Below are 18430 nucleotides of genomic sequence, written 5' to 3' on the forward strand. Positions count from 1 at the left end.
ATTCAGTCGGCCCCGCCCGCCGCGTCTGCCGGCAGCAGCCGATGCGCCTCTGCATCGGGCAGTGCCTCCACCTCCTTGAGGGCACGGCCCATCACCCGCGTGCGGGTCTGGGCCGCCTCGATGGTGTGGCTGGCCTCCTCCAGCTTGCGGCGGGTCTTGTCGAGCACCTGGCCGAACTTGGCAAACTCGGTCTTCACCGCGCCAAGCACCCGCCACACCTCGGACGAGCGCCGCTCCAGCGCGAGCGTGCGGAAACCCATCTGCAGGCTGTTGAGCATGGCCAGCAAGGTGGTCGGTCCGGCCAGGGTGACGCGGTGCTCGCGCTGCAGCGCTTCGACCAGGCCCGGCCGACGCAGCAGCTCGGCGTACAGGCCTTCGGTGGGCACGAAGAGCACCGCAAAGTCGGTGGTGTGCGGCGGTGCCACGTACTTGGTGGCAATGGTGCGGGCCTCGTCGCGGATGCGCAGCTCCAGCGCCTTGGCGGCCAGCTCCGCGGCCTCCCGGTCGGCACGCTCCTGGGCGTCGAGCAATCGCTCATAGTCCTCACGCGGGAACTTGGCGTCCAGCGGCAACCAGACCGGCCCGCCCTCCTCGCCCCGCCCCGGCAGGCGGATGGCAAACTCCACCCGCTCGCGGCTGCCCGGCACGGTGGCCACGTTCGCGGCGTACTGCTCGGGCGTGAAGACCTGCTCCAGCAGGCCCTGCAGCTGCATCTCGCCGAAGATGCCGCGCGTCTTGACATTGGTCAGCATGCGGCGGAGATCGCCCACGCCCTGCGCCAGGGTCTGCATCTCGCCCAGGCCCCGGTGCACCTGCTCGAGCCGCTCCGCCACGTGGCGGAAGCTCTCGCCCAGGCGCTGCTCCAGCGTGGCGTGCAACTTCTCGTCCACGGTCTGGCGCATCTGCTCGAGCTTGCGCTCGTTGTCCGCCGCCAGGGCCGAGAGCTTGTGCTCGACCGCGGCACGCACCTCGCCCAGGCGCCGCTCGTTGGCGTCTGACAGGGCCCGCAGCTGGGCGTTCAGCGTGCGTGCCATGTCGCCCTGCTGGGCCAGCAGGGTCTGCTGGAAATGCGCCAGCGTGCTGCCCAGCTCCTGCCGGGTGCCCTGGCCGTTGCGGCCCACTTCGTCGCGCAGCTCTCGCTCCAGCCTGACCAGCCCGTCGGCCTGCAGGCGCAGCAAGATGTCGAGCTCCTCCCGCGGGGTGCCGGCGGTACGGGCCCGCGCCATCGCCAACAGGGCTACCAGCAGGAACAGGTTGGCGAGGCCCAGTGCCGCCAGCCACCAGAGGTTCGGATTCATCGCCGCCATTGTGGCAGCGCCCCGGCGGTGGTGCCGGGCATCAACCGCCCTGTGCCAAGACCTGCGGGTTGAGCGGCGTGGGCGGCCGGCCGGCCTGCGGCCCGCAGCCTAGCCCGGCGATCAGGTTGTCGGCCGCCAATTGCGCCATGGCCCGTCGCGTCTGCACGGTGGCGCTGGCAATGTGCGGCGTGAGCACGGCGTTGGGCAGGTCGAGCAGCGCCGGATGCACCTGTGGTTCGCCCTCGAAGACGTCCAGCGCCGCAGCGGCGATGCGCCGCTCCCGCAGCGCCCCGGCCAGGGCCGCGTCGTCGACCACCCCGCCCCGGGCAATGTTGGTCAGGGTGGCTGACCGCTTCATCAGGGCCAGCTCGGCCGCGCCCACCGCATGGTGGGTCTCGGCCGAGTAAGGCAGCACGATCATCAGGTGGTCCGCCTGGCGCAGCAGCGCTTCCTTGCTCACATGCGTCGCCTTCAGCGCCGCTTCGGTGTCGGCAGGCAGGCGCGAGCGGTTGTGGTAGATCACCTGCATGCCGAAGCCCCATGCGCCGCGCCGGGCAATCGCCTGGCCGATGCGCCCCATGCCGAGGATGGCCAGCGTGCTGCCGTGCACCTCGCGGCCCATCATCATGTCGAAGCTCCAGTTGCGCCACTGCCCGGCGCGCAGGAAGCGCTCCGATTCCGTCAGCCGGCGGGCAGCGGCCAGCAGCAGGGCGAAGCCGAAGTCGGCGGTGGTTTCGGTCAGCACGTCCGGCGTGTTCGTGCACAGCACGCCGCGCGCAGTGCAGGCGGCCACGTCGATGTTGTTGAAGCCGACGGCCATGTTGGCGACCACCTTCAGCCCAGGCCCGGCGTCCAGCACCGCCGCATCGACGCGATTGGTCGGCGTCAGGTAGATGCCGGCCTTGTCCTGCACGCGGGCGAGCAGTTCGTCCGCCGTCCAGGGTCGCTCGGTGTCGTTGACTTCCAGCTCGAAATGCGCGCCGAGCCGCTCCAGCACCTCGGGAAATACCTTGCGCGTGACCAGCACCTTGGGCTTCATCGATCCGCTCTCCTGATCAGGGGCACCGCGGCCCCGGGGTTGACCCATCGTCGTTCTGTGCATCCTGATCCGGCTTCCCGGTTGCCAGGGCCCGGCCCAGCGGCCCGGCATAACGCGCCCAGTCCGCCTGGTTGCCCACCGACAAGCCTGCCCGCTCGAGGGCCAGGCGCACGCCGAGCAGGCGCCGCGTCAGGGCTTCGGCCTCCTGTGCGCCGGGCGGCAGGCGGCGCAGGGCCTGCTCCATCTCGCGCAAGGCCTTGAGCTGGCGCACCTCTTCGGGCACATAGCCCGAATTCTTCAGCACGCGCATCGCCGCACGCTGGGATGGCGGCACCAGGGCGTCGTCGTCCAGCTCCAGCGGCTGCCCTTCGCCGGGCAGGCCCGACAGCTCGCCCGCCTCGATGGCACGCGCGATGCGTTCCTCGGCGATGCGGTCGAAGATGGACATGGCTGCCGCCCTCACCGGACGATCGCATCGGTGCGCAGCAGCTCCAGCGCCGCTACCAGCTGCGCCGGCAAGGCCGCCGGCCGCCGGGTGGCGCGGTCGACATATACGTGCACGAAATGCCCGCGCGCCGCGGTCTGCCGCTCGCCCCGGGCGAACAGGCCAATTTCGTAGCGCACGCTGGAGCTGCCCATGTGCGCGACCCGCAGACCGGCGTCCACCTGCTGGGGGAAGGCCAGGGACGCAAAGTAGTTGCAGTGCGTCTCGACCACCAGGCCGATGACCTCGCCGGCATGGAAGTCCAGTGCGCCCCGGGCAATCAGGTACTCATTCACCACCGTGTCGAAATAGCTGTAATAGACGACGTTGTTCAGGTGGCCGTAGACATCGTTGTCCATCCAGCGGGTGCTGATCGGCAGGAAATGGCGGTAGTCCTCTCGGGTCTCAGGCTGCAGTCGGGACATGGGCTTGCTCGCAGGCGTTCAAGATTCGGTGGTGTTCGACAGCCAGGCGGAGGGTGCGCAGCTGCAGTGCCACGGTCTCCTCGATCACATGGCCGTAGCCGCCAGCCATCGAGACGGCGACCGGGATGCCGCGCTCGCGTGCCGCCGCGAAGACGCGCGCGTCGCGTGCCGCGAGCCCGGCGGCGCTCAGCTTGAGGCGGCCGAGGCGGTCGCCCTCATATGGATCCGCCCCGGCCAGGTAGAACAGCAGGCCGGGCGGTGTGTCGCCGTGGCGCTGCCACAGGGTGGCGAGCGCGGCATCCAGCGCATGCAGGTAGCCGCTGTCGTCGCAGCCGTCCGGCAGCTCGACATCCAGATCGCTGGCCTCCTTGCGGAACGGGAAGTTCCGCTCGCCATGCAGCGACAGGGTGAAGACGGTGCTGTCGTCGCGAAAGATGGCGGCGGTGCCGTTGCCCTGGTGCACGTCCAGGTCGATCACCGCCACGCGCAGGAGCCGCCGGTGCCAGCGATGCCACTCCGCCTGCATCAGGCGCGCGGCCACTGCGACATCGTTGAAGACGCAGTAGCCGCTGCCCTTGTCGGCGTAGGCGTGGTGCGTGCCCCCTGCCAGGTTGGCCGAGATGCCCTGCTGGAGCGCCACTCGCGCTGCAGCCACTGTCGCGCCCACCGAGCGGCGTGCGCGCTCGACCATCTGGGGCGACCAGGGAAAGCCGATCTCGCGCTGCTGGGCAGCATCCAGCCAGCCTTCACAGACGGCGGAGACATACGACGGCTCGTGCGCCAGTGCCAGCTCGCCGTCGCTCGCCGCCGGGGCTTCCTGCAAAACCACCTCCGGCAGCTCCCGTTCCAGCGCCTCGCGCAAGAGCCGGTACTTCGCCATTGGGAAGCGGTGCCCGGGAGGCAAGGGGAGCACGAAATGGTCGGAGTAGAACGCTTGCACTGGCGGCCGCACGCTGGGTGGAAAGACAACAGCCGTCGAATTGTGCCCGCGCCGCGGGCCCCGCTTCGTCGCCTGGGTGTCACGCACCTGCAGCAAAGTGCAGGCCCATCCCCCCCTCCAACCCCTGTAAATAGAGGATGGGCCCTAGATTGCTGCAATGCAACATGGAAGCCTTGCAAGCTTGCGTCGAATCTTTATACTGGCCTTCATGCTGCATCGCAACAAAAGCAGCTGATTCAACCCATCACCGCTCGTACCCGTTCTGCCACCTCAGGAGGTCCCCCAACATGCTCACCGCTGAACAACTGATTGCCGCCCAGAAGACCAATGTCGAAACGCTTTTCGGCCTGACGCAAAAGGCCTTCGAAGGCGTCGAGAAGCTGGTTGAGCTGAATGTGCAGGTTGCCAAGGCTTCGCTGGGCGAAGTGGCGGAGCATGCGCAGGCCGTGCTGTCCGTCAAGGACGCGCAGGAACTGCTGGCGCTGCAGGCCTCGCTGCTGCAGCCTGCGGCCGAGAAGGCGGCCGCCTACAGCCGCCATGTCTATGACATCGCCCAGTCCACCAATGCCGAAGTCACGCGCGTGGCCGAGGCGCAGCTGGCGGAAGCCCAGCGCAAGTTCCTGGCCGTGGTCGACACCGCCGTCAAGAATGCGCCGGCCGGCACCGAGAACGCGGTGGCCCTGGTGAAGTCGGCGGTGGCCGCCGCCAACAATGCATTCGAAAGCGTGCACAAGGCCGCCAAGCAGGCCGCTGATGTGGCGGAAGCCAACTTCCAGGCCGTCACCAACTCGGCGGTGAAGGCCACCCAAGCTGCCAAGGCCGCCAAGCGGCCCGTCGCTTGAAGTAAGGTTTTGTGTCGGGGTTGAACTTCTTCTGCCAGCCCCGATCTGTGGAAGTACCGTGATTGTTCACGGTCTCCCTGAAAGGTTGTCTCCTCGGTACCTCTCGAAACCCTCTTTTCAAGGTACCTTCAGCCCGACGGCTTGCCGTCGGGCTTTTTTATGCCCGCAGCATGGCGGCTGCGCCGCAGGCGTGCGGTGCGGACGCAGGCCGTCCGCGTCCCGGGAAGCCGGCCTCAGTGCGACTGCCTCGCCGCCAGCTTGGCCTTCAACTCGGCCAGTGCCGCTTGCGCGGCTTCCCGGCCGGCCTGGATGGACCGGCCCCGGGCCGTGAAATCGGCGCCGGAAACACCGGTGAGCTTGGGGGTCAGCACGACGTCGGCGTTCTTCAGCTCGAACTGGTTGATGCTGCGACCCATGATCGCGAAGGTTTGCAGCAGCATGCGGACCGCATCGCTCACTGCATTGCCGTCGGGCGGCGAGGAAATGTCGACCGCGATGACGAAGTCGGCCCCCATCTGGCGAGCGAAGCGCACCGGCACCGGGGACACCAGGCCACCGTCCACATATTCCCGATTGCCGATGCGCACCGGCTGGAAGACCGCCGGGACCGCACTGGACGCCCGCACCGCCAGGCCCGCGTCGCCGCGCTGAAAGAGGATGGCTTGGCCGTTGCCCAGGTCGGTCGCCACGATGCCGAGCGGCAGGCGCATCTGCTCGATGAGCTTGTTGCCGGTTTGCTGGTTGACGTACTTGGCCAGTGCGTCGCCCCGCAAGAGGCCGCGGAAGGGGTACGACCAGTCGGTGATGCTGAGCTCGTCCATCGAATCAGCCAGCGTCGCCAACTGGGTGGGCGTCTTGCCGGCGGCGTAGAGCGCCGCCACCAGGCTGCCGGCCGAGGTGCCGGCCACCAGATCGGGCTTGATGCCGTTTTCTTCCAGCACCTGCAGCACACCGATGTGGGCAAAGCCGCGTGCCGCCCCACCGCCGAGGGCAATGCCGATGCGTGGCGGCTTGGGCGGCGGCTTGACCACTGCGGCGGGCGGTATCGGAGGCTGCACTGGTACCGGCGGCGCGGCGGGTGGCGTCTGGCAGCCGGCCAGCACCAGGGCGGCGGCAATGCCCAGGGCGCCGGTCAGGCGTCGCAACAAGGAGCGAGGGGAAACAGCGGGAAGGGCCGGTCGTTCTGACCCGGCGGGGTAAGCGAGGGCGTGCATGGCGGCGAATTCTAGCCAGCCTGCCTCCCGCCCCTGCCGCGCCAAATAACGATATTCGATAAACAACCAACCAAACAGTAGTTCGTTTTTATATAGCGCCCTCATAAAGTGCGAACTCCCGAGGTGGACCGCCGGTTCGCCGCGGGTTCTCCACAAGAAAGGTAGACATGGATCTGGTTGCGGTTCTCGGCGGGTTCGCAGTGGGCGCCATCGTCGGCATGACGGGTGTCGGCGGTGGCTCGCTGATGACGCCGCTGCTGCTGTCGGTGTTCAAGCTGAATCCGGCCGTCGCGATCGGGACTGACCTGTGGTTTGCCGCCATCACGAAAAGCTCCGGCTCCCTCGCCCACCACCAGCACGGCCATGTCGACTACCGCATCACAGGCCTGATGCTGGCGGGCAGCATCCCGGCCGCGGTGGGCACCGTGGCGCTGATGCACTTCACCGGCGTCACCAAGGGCTGGGCCAGCGCCCTGACGCTCTCGCTGGGCATCGCGCTGCTGCTCACGGCAGTGACGGTGGCGTTCAAGAAAACCTGGCATTCGGTCGCCTTGCGTCTGCAACGCTGGACGCCGGAGCATCGCAAGCCGCTGCTGACGGTGCTCGCCGGTCTGGTGCTGGGCGTGCTGGTGTCGCTCAGCTCCATTGGCGCCGGTGCCATCGGCGCAACCCTGATCCTCTTTCTCTACCCGCAGCTGGACGCCAAGCGGCTGGTGGGCACCGACATCGCCCACGCGGTGCCGCTGACCCTGGTGGCTGGCATCGGCCATGCGACGCTCGGCCATGTGGAGTGGGGCCTGCTGGGCGCACTGCTGGTGGGCTCCATCCCGGGCATCTGGCTGGGCGCACAACTCACTAGAAAAATGCCGGAACGCCTCGTCCGCACGCTGCTGTGCGGCTCGCTGGTGGCAGCCGGCCTGAAGGTCATTCACTGAGAACCTACGATGTATCAATACACCGAGTTCGACGATCGCTTCGTCAAGCAACGCGCCGCGCAATTCCGCGACCAGCTGGAGCGCAACCTCGCCGGCACGCTCAGCGAAGATGATTTCCGCGCGCTGCGCCTGCAGAACGGCTGGTACATCCAGCGCCATGCGCCGATGCTGCGCATCGCGGTGCCCTATGGCGAGCTGAGCACGCGCCAGTTGCGCAAGCTGGCCCACATCGCCCGCACCTATGACCGCGGCTACGGCCACTTCACGACGCGGCAGAACATGCAGTTCAACTGGATCCCGCTGGACCGTGCCGCCGATGTGATGGACGAGCTGGCCGAGGTGCAGATGCACGGTATCCAGACCTCGGGCAACTGCATCCGCAACATCACCAGCGATGCCTTCGCGGGCATCGCCCCGGACGAGCTCATCGATCCGCGGCCCTATTGCGAGATCCTGCGCCAGTGGTCGACGCTGCACCCCGAGTTCGCCTTCCTGCCCCGCAAGTTCAAGATCGCGGTGAGCGGGGCGGCCGAGGACCGCGCCGCCATCGCCTGGCACGACATCGGCCTGCAGCTGCTGCGCAACGAGGCCGGCGAGGTCGGCTTCAAGGTGCTGGCCGGCGGCGGCATGGGCCGCACGCCGATCACCGGCACGGTGGTGCGCGAGTTCCTGCCGTGGCAGCAGATCCTGGTCTTCATCGAGGCCATCGTGCGGGTCTACAACCGCTACGGCCGCCGCGACAACATGTACAAGGCCCGCATCAAGATCCTGGTGAAGGCCGAAGGCGAGCGCTTCATCAAGGCCGTGGAAGAAGAGTTCCTGCAGATCCTGGAGCATGACGTCGACGGCACCGCCCACCTGATCCCGCTCGAGGAACTGGACCGTGTGGCGCAGTACTTCGACGTGCCGGCCGGGGTGGAATTCAAGGCCGCCAACGACGCGCTCGGCAGCGCCGTGACCGACGCCCCGCCCGCCTACCAGCGCTGGCTGGAGCGCAATGTGCACCCGCATCGCTTCCCCGGCTACCGTGCCGTGACCCTCTCGCTCAAGCGAGTCGGCCAGGCGCCGGGCGACGTGACCGACGCGCAGATGGAAGCCGCAGCCGACATCGCCGACCGCTACAGCGCCGGCGAGATCCGTGTCAGCCATGACCAGAACCTGGTGCTGCCGTGGGTGCGCGAGTCCGACCTCTACGCCCTCTGGCAGGCGGCCCGCTCGGCCAGCTTCGCCACGCCCAACATCGGCCTGCTGACCGACATGATCGCCTGCCCAGGTGGCGACTTCTGCGCCCTGGCCAATGCCCGTTCGATCCCGATCGCCGAAGCCATTGCAGAGCGCTACCAGGACCTGGACGAGTTGTACGACATCGGCGACATCGACGTGCACATGAGCGGCTGCATCAACTCCTGCGGCCACCACCATACCGGCCACATTGGCATCCTCGGCGTCGACAAGGACGGCTCCGAGTGGTACCAGATCACGCTGGGGGGCTCAGATGGCACGCATCAGAGCGGCGCCTCCGTCGCCGGCAAGGTGATCGGCCCGTCCTTCGCGGCCGACGAGGTGCCGGACGTCATCGAGGCGGTGGTGGAGACCTATCGCAGCCAGCGTGCCGCCAACGAGCGCTTCATCGATACCGTCAAGCGCATCGGGCTGGACCCGTTCAAGACGGCGACCAATGCGGTACGCCGCACCACCGGCCACAAGGCCCTGGCCGCCTGAGGAGAACGACATGGAATTCATCTCCGCCGCCACCGACCGCTGGACACTGATCCCGGAAGACCGGCCGGTGACCCCGGCCGCCCACACGCTGCTGAGCTGGGCCCAATGGCGCCACATGCGCGAGCAGTGGCCCGCCGGGCTGCCAGTGGGCGTGTCCTTCCCGAACGATGCCGACATCGAGGTCCTGGCCGACGACCTGGCCCGGCTCGAGCTCGTCGTGCTGCACTTCCCCAAGTGGACCGATGGCCGCGCCTACAGCCAGGCGCGCCTGCTACGCAGCCGCTACCGCTACCGCGGCGAGATCCGCGGCACCGGCGACGTGGTGGTCGACATGACGCCGCTGATGGCACGCACCGGCTTCGACACCGCCGTCCTGCGCGAAGGCCAGAGCGTGGAAGTCGCACAACGCACGCTCGGCTTCTTCCCGGCCTACTACCAGGGCGACGTGCGGCAGCACCAGCCGCTGTTCGTGCGCAAGGACAAGGTGAACGCATGAACGCGATCTCGCTGTACGCCCGCCCCTCGGTCGATTTCGCCGCCAAGCTCGCCCACACCCAGGCGCTGCTGCAGGCGGCGGCCAGCCAGCATGCCGGCACGGTGGTCCAGGCCACCAGCCTGGGCGCCGAGGACATGGTGCTGACCGACCTGATCGCCCGCGAGCGCATCGGCATTGCTGTCGGTACGCTGGAAACCGGCGCGCTGCATGCCGAGACCGTGGCGCTGATCGAGCGCATCGAGCAGCGCTATGGCCTGGCGGTGGAGGTGTACCGGCCGGTGGCGGAATCGGTGGTGCACTTCGTCGACCGGCATGGCGACAAGGCCATGTACGAGAGCATCGACCTGCGCAAGCAGTGCTGTGGCATCCGCAAGCTCGAGCCGCTGGCCCGCATGCTGAAGGGCCGCAGCGCCTGGGTCACCGGCCTGCGGCGCGAGCAGTCGGCCAACCGCGGGGTGGTGCCCTTCAGCGAGGCCGACGACCAGGGTCGCATCAAGTTCAACCCGCTGGCCGACTGGACCTGGAACGACGTGTGGCACTACATCGCCACCTACGAGGTGCCCTACAACCCGCTGCACGACCAGTTCTATCCCAGCATCGGCTGCGCCCCGTGCACCCGCGCGATCGCCGTCGGAGAAGATTTCCGCGCCGGCCGCTGGTGGTGGGAAGATGAAAAAGCCAAGGAATGCGGGCTGCACGTCAAGCAAGACGCACCCGCTGCCGTTTCGATCATTGGAGCCCGAGCATGAACGCCCCTGTGAGCGTCAACCAACTGCTGCCCGAACTGGACCGCCGACATCTTGACTGGCTGGAGGAAGAAGCCATCTTCATCCTGCGCGAGACGGTGGCCGCCTTCGAGCGCCCTGCCCTGCTGTTCTCGGGCGGGAAGGACTCCTGCGTGGTGCTGCGCCTGGCCGAGAAGGCCTTCAAGAACAGCCTGGGCCAGGGCCAGTTCAAAGGCCGCCTGCCCTTCCCGCTGCTGCACGTGGACACCGGCCACAACTTCCCCGAGGTGATCGAGTTCCGCGACCGCCGCATCGCCGAGATGGGTGAGCGCCTGGTGGTGGGCCACCTCGAAGACTCCATCAAGCGCGGCACCGTGCGCCTGTCGCACCCGCTGGAGTCGCGCAACGGACACCAGACGGTGGCCCTGCTGGAAGCGATCGAGGAACATCGCTTCGACCTGCTGATCGGCGGCGCCCGCCGCGATGAAGAGAAGGCCCGCGCCAAGGAGCGCATCTTCTCGCACCGCGACAGCTTTGGCCAATGGCAGCCCAAGGAGCAGCGGCCCGAGCTGTGGACGCTGTTCAACACCCGCATCAAGCCGGGCGAGCACATGCGTGCCTTCCCCATCAGCAACTGGACCGAGCTGGACGTGTGGCTCTACATCGCCCGCGAGAACATCCCGCTGCCCCACATCTACTACGCCCACGACCGCCAGGTGGTGCGCCGCAAGGGCCTGTTGGTGCCGGTGACCGAGGTCACGCCCGTGGAAGCCGGCGAGGCCGCCGAGACGGTGCAGGTGCGCTTCCGCACGGTGGGTGACATGACCTGCACCTGCCCGGTGGAGAGCGACGCCGCCACGCCAGCCGAGATCGTGGCCGAGACCCTCACCGTCACGGTGAGCGAACGCGGCGCCACCCGCATGGACGACCGCACCTCCGACGCTTCGATGGAGCGCCGCAAGAAAGAAGGGTATTTCTGATGTCTGCCGCCGTTCACACCACCAGCCCGGTCGCACAAGAGGCTGACCACCGCGCCCTGCGTTTCCTGACCGCCGGCAGCGTCGATGATGGCAAGAGCACCCTGATCGGCCGCCTGCTGTTCGACAGCCGCGCCATCCTGGCCGACCAGCTCGACACGCTGGAGCGGCGTGCCGCCGGCCAGCCTATCGACCTCTCGCTGCTGACCGACGGCCTGGAGGCCGAGCGGGAGCAAGGCATCACGATCGACGTCGCCTACCGCTACTTCGCCACCAAGACGCGCAAGTTCATCATTGCCGACGCACCGGGCCACGAGCAGTACACCCGCAACATGGTGACCGCCGCTGCGGGCAGCGATGCAGCCGTGGTGCTGGTCGACATCACCAAGCTCGACACCACGGCGCAAGCGGTGGCCCTGCTGCCGCAGACCCGCCGGCATGCGCTGCTGGCCCACCTGCTGCGGGTGCCGAGCATCGTCTTTGCAGTGAACAAGCTCGATGCCGTCGCCGACCCGGCGCCGGCCTTCGATGCGGTGCGCCGGGCACTGCTGGCCTTCTGCGAGCAGGCCGGCATCCAGGTGGCCGGCATCATCCCGGTCTCTGCGCTGCGCGGCGACAACGTCACCACGCCACTGCAGGCCGACTGGTACCAGGGCCCTTCGCTGCTGCAGCTGCTTGAGTCGCTGCCGACGACGCAGGAGCGCAAGACCGGCCAGCTGCTGCTGCCCGTCCAGTACGTGGCCCGCGAAGGCGAAGGCACCGGCAACCAGCCGCGCACGCTGTGGGGCCGCATCGCGCACGGCAGCGTGAAGGCGGGCGACCAGGTGCAGCTGTTCCCCAGCGGCGAGCTCGCCACCGTGGCCGAGGTGCGCCGCGCTGGCGAGGTGGTGGACGCCTGCGTTGCCGGTGAATCGGCCGGCGTGGTGCTGGACCGCCAGCTCGACGTGTCGCGCGGCGACTGGATCGGCAGCCCCCAGTCCATCAGCGCCAGCAACCGCTTCGCCGCCACGCTGGCCTGGCTGGACACCGAGCCAGCGGTGGTCGGGCGCAAGTACTGGGTGCGCCATGGCAACCGCTGGGTGCAGGCGCGCATTGCCAGCATCGAAAGCCGGCTGGACATCCACAGCCTGCAGGCCAGCGAAGCACATGAGCTGGCCGTCAATGACATCGGCAACGTCGTCATCGAGACCCAGCAGCCACTGCCGGTCGAGTCCTACCAGGACAACCGGGTGGGCGGCGCGCTGATCATCGTGGATCCGACCAGCAACCGCACCAGCGGCGCCTTGCTGGTCCAGGCAGCCCGCTGAAACGGGCCGGGGGCGTGGGCATGGGCAAGGTCGTCTTCATCGGCGCGGGGCCCGGGGCGGCCGACCTCATCACGCTGCGCGGCGCGCGCCTGCTCGCCCAGGCCGATGTCGTGTTGTTCGATGCCCTCACCGATCCGGCCCTGCGCGAGCTGGCGCCCCAGGCCCGCTGGCTGGATGTGGGCAAGCGCGGCTTCGCCGACAGCACCGGCCAGGCCTTGATCAACGCCCTGCTGGTGCGCCATGCGCGCGAACATGCCCTGGTCGTGCGCCTGAAGGGCGGCGATCCGAGCGTCTTCGGGCGGCTGGAGGAAGAGCTGGCTGCCGTCGCCACGGCCGGCCTCGCGGCTGAAGTGGTGCCTGGCGTCACGGCCGCGCTGGCCGCCGCGGCGGGCACCCGCCGTCCGCTCACGCGGCGTGGTGGCGGGCGCAGCGTGAGCCTGGCCACCGCGATGACACGCAGCGGCGAACTGCATGCCAGCCGCAGCGCCGACACCGAGGTGTTCTACATGGCGGGCAAGCAGCTGGCCGCGCTCTCCCGCCGCCTGCAGGAGGCTGGCTGGCCGGCCGACACACCCGCCAGCGTGGTGTCGCGTGCCGGCTGGCCCGACCAGTTGCAGAGCGACCACACGGTGGAGCAACTCGTGCAGGCCGGCGTGCTGCATGCCGGGCGCCCCACCGTGGTGGTGGTGGGGGCCGGCGCGACCCCGCTGCCCGCGGCCGAGGGCCAGCCTGGCGAGCCGGCCGCCTGCGAGGTCATTGCGCCGCATCAAGCCCCCGAGAAAACCCTCAAGCCTTAAAATCGGCCGCTCGATTTCCCGCGCGGCGCGCCGGCCCGGCCGGCACGTCCGGGGCCCCACGCCAAAGCGCCCCCAGTGGCGCCCGCCAGAACAACTGTCAACCACAGACGAGACCCGTATGACTCACGTAGTGACCGAGGCCTGCATCCGCTGCAAGTACACCGATTGTGTGGACGTGTGCCCGGTGGACTGTTTCCGGGAGGGCCCCAATTTCCTGGCCATCGATCCGGACGAGTGCATCGACTGCGCGGTGTGCATCCCCGAGTGCCCGGTCAACGCGATCCTGCCGGAGGAAGACGTGCCGGGTGACCAGCAGCATTTCATCCAGCTGAATGCGGACCTGGCCAAACAATGGCCCAGCATCACCAAGCGCAAGGCCGCCCTGCCCGACGCCGAGGAGTGGAAGGACAAGACCGGCAAGCTGCCCGAGCTGCAGCGCTGAGCCGCATCGGTGTCCGCCCCCATGGAGCCGATGTCCGACGCCCCGCCGACCACCGGCGCTGTCAGCGCGCATGAGCCCGGCCCGGGCAGCGGCGACGCCCGCCCGGCCCCCATCGAGGCCGATGCCGTCATCGTGGGCGCCGGCCCGGTGGGCCTGTTCCAGGTGTTCGAGCTGGGCCTGCTGGAAATCAAGGCGCATGTCATTGACTCGCTCGGCTACCCTGGCGGTCAGTGCATCGAGCTGTATCCCGACAAGCCGATCTACGACATTCCCGCGGTCCCGGCGTGCACCGGCCGCGAGCTGACAGAACGCCTGCTGCAGCAGATCGAGCCGTTTGGCGCCACCCTGCATCTGGGCCAGGAAGTGGCGGCCCTGGACCGACGCGAGGACGGTCGCTTCGACCTCGAGACCTCTCGCGGCAGCCGGTTCATCGCCAAGACCGTGTTCATCGCGGCGGGCGTCGGTGCCTTCCAGCCGCGCACGCTGAAGGTGGAAGGCATCGAGGCCTACGCGGAGCGGCAGCTGTTCTACCGCGTGCGCAGTCCTTCCCAGTTTGCCGGCAAGCACTTGGTCATCATCGGTGGCGGCGACTCCGCCCTGGATTGGGCGCTCAACTTCGCGCAAGACGGGCCACAGCAGGCAGCCAGCGTCATCCTGATCCACCGACGCGACGACTTCCGTGCCGCGCCGGCCTCGGTATCGCGCATGCGCGCCTTGTGCGACGAGCACCGCATGCAGCTCATCATCGGCCAGGCCACCGGCATCGAGGAGCGTGACGGCCGGCTCACCGGATTGAAGGTCACCGGCAGCGACGGCGTGACCCGCATCGTGCCGCTGGAGATGCTCCTGGTGTTCTTCGGCCTGAGCCCGCGACTGGGCCCGATCGCCCATTGGGGGCTCGAACTCGAACGCCGCCAAGTGGTGGTGGACACCGAGAAGTTCGAAACCAGCGTGCCGGGCATTTTCGCGGTGGGGGACATCAACACCTACCCGGGCAAGAAGAAGCTCATCCTGTCCGGTTTCCACGAAGCAGCACTGGCGGCTTTTGGTGCGGCCCCCTATGTGTTCCCCGACAAGCGGGTGCAGCTGCAATACACCACCACCAGTCCGAAGCTGCACAAGGTGCTCGGTGTGGAAACACCGGTATTCGACGACTGAGCCAGCGGCCCGTGCCTCCCGGCCTGACCGCGCCCCGCCTGGCGCGGCGCTCCAGTGCCCAGCGCTGTGGTGCAGCGGCCCGCTGTGCCCCCGGTGGCGCCCCGCTGCGGTTCGGCCGCGCGTTCCTGGTGGCGCTACGGGCAGTGAATGAAGCGATGGAGAGGCGGGGAAACGGCTCGCCGACTTCGCTCCTGCTCCACGCTGGCCCGATCCGGCACGGTGAAGCGCGGTACTTCGGGAGGGCGATCACCGGCGCTGCTGCAACGCCGGCATCAGCCGATCAAGTGACCGGTCAAAGGCCGGCGCGCCGCGGCGGTTTCGGCGTGACTTGGCTTCGCGATCAGCTGGAACTGCAGTTGGGCGCTCCGGCTCAGCACCTCCAGCTCTCGGGCCTGCTGTGACAGGCCGAGCAGGTTCGCGCGAATGCGATGCACGATCGCAAGATGCTCCCGAGACAGTGCCAGCGTTGCTTCTGCGTACCGGGAGTCGCCCCCGGCCTCGCGCAGACGCAAGACACGCTGCTCGCACACCGCCGCCCGGCCCTCGGCCGCGATGACAATGGCATCCAGTGTGCCGTCACGCTCTCCTACCTCGCTGCCGTCGAGCATACAACCGTGCCTTTCTACGGCTTGAAGTTGTCGGGCGAGTATAGGTAGTCTGCCGGCCTGATCAAAGCGCGTGGATGCAAGGAACGGGGGTGATTCCCCGCCACTTGCGCGCCGGCCGCCCGCCCACGACGGCGCGCAAGGCGCGCCCAGGATGAGCGCCGCCACGGAGAAGTTGCGATGGCCGGCACCGGACGCCAGCGGCGCGGACGCCGGCACCGAAAGCGCTTGACCGGCATCAGCACTTTCGCCACAGGCCAGGCCGGCCGCTTCTTCTTGCTGCGAGGCGCTGGCTAGAATGCGGCCCGCACATCAGCACCGCTGATGGCACTTGCTGGGGGTGCTGGCCTGGTCGGGCCGGCTGAGAAAAACCCTTTGAACCTGATTGAGCCCGCCGGAACGTTCACCTGGCAGGCCCGAGGTAATCCTCGCGCAGGGAAGCTGTTGGCATCCACGGCCCGCATCAGTCGCCGCCGTGGCCGACCTCTCCCCTGCCATCGAACAAGGACTGCACGATGGCAAACCACCACCCGTACTCACTGCGCCTGACGCCCGTGGCGCTGGCCTGCCTGCTGGCCCCGGCGGCGATGGCGCAAGCCTCCGGCCCGGCCGAACTGCCCGAGGTCACCGTGCGCGGGCAGGCACCGACCTCACGGGCCGCGGTGTCCGGCTTCGGCGACCTGCCCCTGGCGAAGTCGCCCTTCCAGGCCCGTGTGGTGCCGCTGGACGACTTGAAGGATCGCGGGCTGACCCGCCTGTCCGACCTGACGCTGCTGGACGCCAGCGTCAGCGACTCCTACAACTCGCAGGGCTACTGGGACTACCTCAGCGTGCGGGGCTTCACGCTGGACAACAAGTACAACTACCGCCGCGACGGGCTGCCGATCAGCGCCGAAACCTCGATCCCGCTGGACAACAAGGCCTCGGTGGAACTGCTCAAGGGCACCAGCGGCATCCAGGCCGGCACCAGCGCACCGGGCGGACTGGTGAACCATGTCGTGAAGCGTCCGCAGGGCCGGGTGCGCAGCCTCGAGATCGGCTACGAGAGCCCCGGCACCTTCGGCCTGGCAGCCGATGTGGGCGAGCGCTTCGGCAGCGAACAGCGCTTCGGCCTGCGCATCAACGCGGCCTACCAGCACCTCGACCCGCACCTGCGGGACGCCGAGGGCCATCGCCGCCTGCTCGCCGTCGCCGGCGACTGGCAGCTCACCCCCGACACCGTGCTGGAGGCCGAAGTGGAGCTCAGCAAGCGCAGCCAGCCGAGCCAGCCCGGCTTCAGCCTGCTGGGCGACCGGCTGCCGCGCCCGGTCAACCCGCGCATCAACCTCAACAACCAGTCGTGGACACAGCCGGTGGTGATGGAAGGCGCGACCGGATCGCTGCGCCTGCAGCACCGCCTCAATGCCGACTGGAAGCTGACTGCGCACTATGGCTTCCAGCACCTGGAAACCGACGACCGGCTGGCCTTTCCCTACGGCGTGTACGACGCGGACTACAACTGCAACCCCTGCGACCGATATGCCGAAGACGGCAGCTTCACCGTGTGGGAGTTCGTCAGCGACAACGAGCGCCGCCGCACCCGGTCGGCCAACGTGTTCGCCGATGGCCGCTTCAGCACCGGGCCGCTGCGCCACACGGCGCGGGCCGGCGTGCTGGTCTCGCGGCACAAGGTGCGCGGGCCGGTACAGGTCAACGACATCGCCGGGACCGGCACCGTCGATGGCCGCACCCAAGTCCCGCGCTCCGCGGGAGGGCCGGACCAGTTCACCGACCGCACCGAGCGATCCACCGAGTTCTACCTGAACGACGCCATCGAGCTGGCGCCCCGCTGGACCGCCTGGCTGGGCCTGCGGCACACGCGACTGGACCGCGAAAGCGTCCGCACCGACGGCTCCCGGCCCACGGATTACGACCAGTCCTTCACCACGCCGTGGGCCGCGCTGAGCTATGAGTTCGCGCCTCAGCACCACGCCTATGCCAGCTGGGGCCGTGGCGTCGAGTCGGAAGTGACGCCCAACCGCAGCGACCGGTACACCAACGCCGGCGAAGCCCTGAAGCCCCTGAAGAGCCGACAGGTGGAGCTCGGTGTGAAGGCCAATGCGGGTCGCATCGACTGGGGCGTCAGCCTGTTCGACATTGACCGCCCGATCGCCGGCTGCAGCGCCGACAGCCCGTGCACCTGGCGCTTCGACGGCACGGCGCGCCACCGCGGGCTGGAAGGCAACTTCGGCATGCAATGGGAGCGCTGGCGCTTCGACGCCAGCGCGATGTTCCTCGATGCCGAGCGCCGCGGCAGCCTGGACACCAGCCTGCGCGGCAAGCGCCCGGTCAACGTGCCCGAGCGCACCTTGAAGGCCCAGGCCCGCTACCGGGTGCCCCAGTGGGAGGGCTTGAGCCTGCTCGCTGCGCTGGTTCACGAAAGCAATCGCGAGGTGCTACCGGACAACAGCATCCACATCCCCTCCTGGACCCGCTATGACGTCGGCCTGGTGCAGGAGAACAAGTGGCAAGGCAGCACCCTGCGCTGGCGCGCCGGCGTGCAGAACGTGACCGACAAGCGGGCGTGGCGCGAGTCGCCCAACCAGTTCGGCCACGTCTACCTCTACCCGATGGCGCCAAGAACGTTTTTTGTTTCCTTGCAAACTGACTTGCAGTGATCTTAAGAATCTGCCTATAATCTCGGTCTCGATTCCCCGATAGCTCAGTCGGTAGAGCGCCGGACTGTTAATCCGTAGGTCCCTGGTTCGAGCCCAGGTCGGGGAGCCAAGAATGCTGAGTGAGCCTGTACCGAACAGGCTTCCTCGACTGAAGGCCTTGCGTTGATCGCAAGGCTTTTTCTCTCCCGGAGGCCAAGGGTGAGAGAAAAAGAGTCAGGCTTATAATTCATGCCTCCATTCCCCGATAGCTCAGTCGGTAGAGCGCCGGACTGTTAATCCGTAGGTCCCTGGTTCGAGCCCAGGTCGGGGAGCCAGACAAAGCCGCAAGTTCGCAAGGACTTGTGGCTTTTTTCTTGGTGTGTCGTGG

18 protein-coding genes and 2 tRNA genes are annotated in these 18430 nt (G+C 68.2%); 13 read left to right on the forward strand and 7 right to left on the reverse strand.

Translation table 11 applies throughout. The features are described 5' to 3' along the window. Positions 1 to 2 precede the first annotated feature (2 nt). The 5 genes from N7L95_RS05410 to N7L95_RS05430 are packed head-to-tail and all read right to left on the reverse strand — an operon-like array spanning position 3 to position 4186. On the reverse strand, positions 3 to 1298 hold the full coding sequence (locus tag N7L95_RS05410; protein ID WP_301258796.1) for a DNA recombination protein RmuC: 1296 nt from the start codon (positions 1296 to 1298) through the stop codon (positions 3 to 5). A gap of 40 nt (positions 1299 to 1338) precedes the next feature. Beyond that, positions 1339 to 2385: a 2-hydroxyacid dehydrogenase gene (locus N7L95_RS05415; RefSeq protein ID WP_435870061.1), complete on the reverse strand. Its 1047-nt coding sequence runs from the start codon at positions 2383 to 2385 to the stop codon at positions 1339 to 1341. Beyond that, the gene (locus tag N7L95_RS05420) at positions 2354 to 2785 is read right to left on the reverse strand and encodes a DnaJ family domain-containing protein (protein WP_301258798.1); all 432 of its coding nucleotides are present in this window, start codon (positions 2783 to 2785) and stop codon (positions 2354 to 2356) included. The genes N7L95_RS05415 and N7L95_RS05420 overlap by 32 nt, the downstream gene beginning before the upstream one ends. Before the next feature lie 11 nt (positions 2786 to 2796). Next, a complete protein-coding gene (locus N7L95_RS05425; RefSeq protein ID WP_301258799.1) occupies positions 2797 to 3246 on the reverse strand; it encodes an acyl-CoA thioesterase in 450 nt (149 codons plus the stop codon). After that, on the reverse strand, positions 3227 to 4186 hold the full coding sequence (locus tag N7L95_RS05430; RefSeq protein WP_301258801.1) for a histone deacetylase family protein: 960 nt from the start codon (positions 4184 to 4186) through the stop codon (positions 3227 to 3229). Before N7L95_RS05430 ends, N7L95_RS05425 begins: the two co-directional genes overlap by 20 nt. 287 nt (positions 4187 to 4473) lie before the next feature. Here N7L95_RS05430 and phaP point away from each other — a divergent pair, with 287 nt between their 5' ends. Further along, the gene (gene phaP, locus N7L95_RS05435; RefSeq protein WP_301260077.1) at positions 4474 to 5028 is read left to right on the forward strand and encodes a TIGR01841 family phasin; all 555 of its coding nucleotides are present in this window, start codon (positions 4474 to 4476) and stop codon (positions 5026 to 5028) included. A gap of 233 nt (positions 5029 to 5261) precedes the next feature. Here the strand turns inward: phaP and N7L95_RS05440 are convergent, their stop codons facing one another. After that, positions 5262 to 6242 carry a patatin-like phospholipase family protein gene (locus N7L95_RS05440; protein WP_301258802.1) on the reverse strand — a complete coding sequence of 327 codons (981 nt, stop codon included), beginning with the start codon at positions 6240 to 6242 and terminating at the stop codon, positions 5262 to 5264. 167 nt (positions 6243 to 6409) lie between these two features. Here N7L95_RS05440 and N7L95_RS05445 point away from each other — a divergent pair, with 167 nt between their 5' ends. The 9 genes from N7L95_RS05445 (at position 6410) to N7L95_RS05485 (ending at position 14801) form a co-directional block, all read left to right on the forward strand. Beyond that, positions 6410 to 7177, forward strand: a complete 768-nt coding sequence (locus tag N7L95_RS05445; RefSeq protein ID WP_301258804.1) for a sulfite exporter TauE/SafE family protein — start codon at positions 6410 to 6412, stop codon at positions 7175 to 7177. Between the two features lie 9 nt (positions 7178 to 7186). Then, complete coding sequence (locus tag N7L95_RS05450) at positions 7187 to 8899, forward strand: nitrite/sulfite reductase (protein ID WP_301258805.1); 1713 nt, start codon at positions 7187 to 7189, stop codon at positions 8897 to 8899. 10 nt (positions 8900 to 8909) lie between these two features. After that, complete coding sequence (locus N7L95_RS05455; RefSeq protein ID WP_363324862.1) at positions 8910 to 9395, forward strand: DUF934 domain-containing protein; 486 nt, start codon at positions 8910 to 8912, stop codon at positions 9393 to 9395. Then, positions 9392 to 10144 carry a phosphoadenylyl-sulfate reductase gene (locus N7L95_RS05460; RefSeq protein ID WP_301258806.1) on the forward strand — a complete coding sequence of 251 codons (753 nt, stop codon included), beginning with the start codon at positions 9392 to 9394 and terminating at the stop codon, positions 10142 to 10144. The genes N7L95_RS05455 and N7L95_RS05460 overlap by 4 nt, the downstream gene beginning before the upstream one ends. Beyond that, positions 10141 to 11100: a sulfate adenylyltransferase subunit CysD gene (cysD, locus tag N7L95_RS05465; RefSeq protein ID WP_301258807.1), complete on the forward strand. Its 960-nt coding sequence runs from the start codon at positions 10141 to 10143 to the stop codon at positions 11098 to 11100. The genes N7L95_RS05460 and cysD overlap by 4 nt, the downstream gene beginning before the upstream one ends. Beyond that, a complete protein-coding gene (locus N7L95_RS05470; protein WP_301258808.1) occupies positions 11100 to 12404 on the forward strand; it encodes a sulfate adenylyltransferase subunit 1 in 1305 nt (434 codons plus the stop codon). The genes cysD and N7L95_RS05470 overlap by 1 nt, the downstream gene beginning before the upstream one ends. 20 nt (positions 12405 to 12424) lie before the next feature. Beyond that, positions 12425 to 13201 carry a uroporphyrinogen-III C-methyltransferase gene (gene cobA, locus N7L95_RS05475; RefSeq protein ID WP_301258809.1) on the forward strand — a complete coding sequence of 259 codons (777 nt, stop codon included), beginning with the start codon at positions 12425 to 12427 and terminating at the stop codon, positions 13199 to 13201. Positions 13202 to 13319: 118 nt separating this feature from the next. Beyond that, positions 13320 to 13643 (forward strand): ferredoxin FdxA, encoded by a 324-nt coding sequence (gene fdxA, locus N7L95_RS05480; RefSeq protein WP_301258810.1) that lies wholly within the window; start codon positions 13320 to 13322, stop codon positions 13641 to 13643. Between the two features lie 21 nt (positions 13644 to 13664). Beyond that, the gene (locus N7L95_RS05485) at positions 13665 to 14801 is read left to right on the forward strand and encodes an NAD(P)/FAD-dependent oxidoreductase (RefSeq protein ID WP_435870062.1); all 1137 of its coding nucleotides are present in this window, start codon (positions 13665 to 13667) and stop codon (positions 14799 to 14801) included. 272 nt (positions 14802 to 15073) lie between these two features. Here N7L95_RS05485 and N7L95_RS05490 read toward each other — a convergent pair whose 3' ends face one another. Beyond that, entirely contained in the window at positions 15074 to 15409 is a 336-nt protein-coding gene (locus N7L95_RS05490) for a hypothetical protein (RefSeq protein WP_301258812.1), read from the reverse strand. A gap of 512 nt (positions 15410 to 15921) precedes the next feature. Here N7L95_RS05490 and N7L95_RS05495 point away from each other — a divergent pair. The 3 genes from N7L95_RS05495 (at position 15922) to N7L95_RS05505 (ending at position 18377) form a co-directional block, all read left to right on the forward strand. Beyond that, entirely contained in the window at positions 15922 to 18063 is a 2142-nt protein-coding gene (locus N7L95_RS05495; protein WP_301258813.1) for a TonB-dependent siderophore receptor, read from the forward strand. Between the two features lie 33 nt (positions 18064 to 18096). Further along, positions 18097 to 18172 (forward strand) — tRNA-Asn (locus tag N7L95_RS05500). 129 nt (positions 18173 to 18301) lie between these two features. Then, positions 18302 to 18377 (forward strand) — tRNA-Asn (locus N7L95_RS05505). Positions 18378 to 18430 lie beyond the last annotated feature (53 nt).

The organism is Eleftheria terrae (assembly GCF_030419005.1).
GTDB lineage: Bacteria > Pseudomonadota > Gammaproteobacteria > Burkholderiales > Burkholderiaceae_C > Caldimonas > Caldimonas terrae.

Bases quoted from the DNA above. Each gene is read 5' to 3' on its own strand.
- N7L95_RS05450 (WP_301258805.1), top strand. From the start codon at position 7,187: ATGTATCAATACACCGAGTTCGACGATCGCTTCGTCAAGCAACGCGCC.
- cysD (WP_301258807.1), top strand. From the start codon at position 10,141: ATGAACGCCCCTGTGAGCGTCAACCAACTGCTGCCCGAACTGGACCGC.
- N7L95_RS05445 (WP_301258804.1), top strand. From the start codon at position 6,410: ATGGATCTGGTTGCGGTTCTCGGCGGGTTCGCAGTGGGCGCCATCGTC.
- N7L95_RS05410 (WP_301258796.1), bottom strand. From the start codon at position 1,298: ATGAATCCGAACCTCTGGTGGCTGGCGGCACTGGGCCTCGCCAACCTG.
- N7L95_RS05420 (WP_301258798.1), bottom strand. From the start codon at position 2,785: ATGTCCATCTTCGACCGCATCGCCGAGGAACGCATCGCGCGTGCCATC.
- N7L95_RS05425 (WP_301258799.1), bottom strand. From the start codon at position 3,246: ATGTCCCGACTGCAGCCTGAGACCCGAGAGGACTACCGCCATTTCCTG.
- N7L95_RS05470 (WP_301258808.1), top strand. From the start codon at position 11,100: ATGTCTGCCGCCGTTCACACCACCAGCCCGGTCGCACAAGAGGCTGAC.
- N7L95_RS05440 (WP_301258802.1), bottom strand. From the start codon at position 6,242: ATGCACGCCCTCGCTTACCCCGCCGGGTCAGAACGACCGGCCCTTCCC.
- cobA (WP_301258809.1), top strand. From the start codon at position 12,425: ATGGGCAAGGTCGTCTTCATCGGCGCGGGGCCCGGGGCGGCCGACCTC.
- N7L95_RS05460 (WP_301258806.1), top strand. From the start codon at position 9,392: ATGAACGCGATCTCGCTGTACGCCCGCCCCTCGGTCGATTTCGCCGCC.
- N7L95_RS05490 (WP_301258812.1), bottom strand. From the start codon at position 15,409: ATGCTCGACGGCAGCGAGGTAGGAGAGCGTGACGGCACACTGGATGCC.
- N7L95_RS05485 (WP_435870062.1), top strand. From the start codon at position 13,665: ATGGAGCCGATGTCCGACGCCCCGCCGACCACCGGCGCTGTCAGCGCG.
- fdxA (WP_301258810.1), top strand. From the start codon at position 13,320: ATGACTCACGTAGTGACCGAGGCCTGCATCCGCTGCAAGTACACCGAT.
- N7L95_RS05495 (WP_301258813.1), top strand. From the start codon at position 15,922: ATGGCAAACCACCACCCGTACTCACTGCGCCTGACGCCCGTGGCGCTG.
- N7L95_RS05415 (WP_435870061.1), bottom strand. From the start codon at position 2,385: ATGGGTCAACCCCGGGGCCGCGGTGCCCCTGATCAGGAGAGCGGATCG.
- phaP (WP_301260077.1), top strand. From the start codon at position 4,474: ATGCTCACCGCTGAACAACTGATTGCCGCCCAGAAGACCAATGTCGAA.
- N7L95_RS05455 (WP_363324862.1), top strand. From the start codon at position 8,910: ATGGAATTCATCTCCGCCGCCACCGACCGCTGGACACTGATCCCGGAA.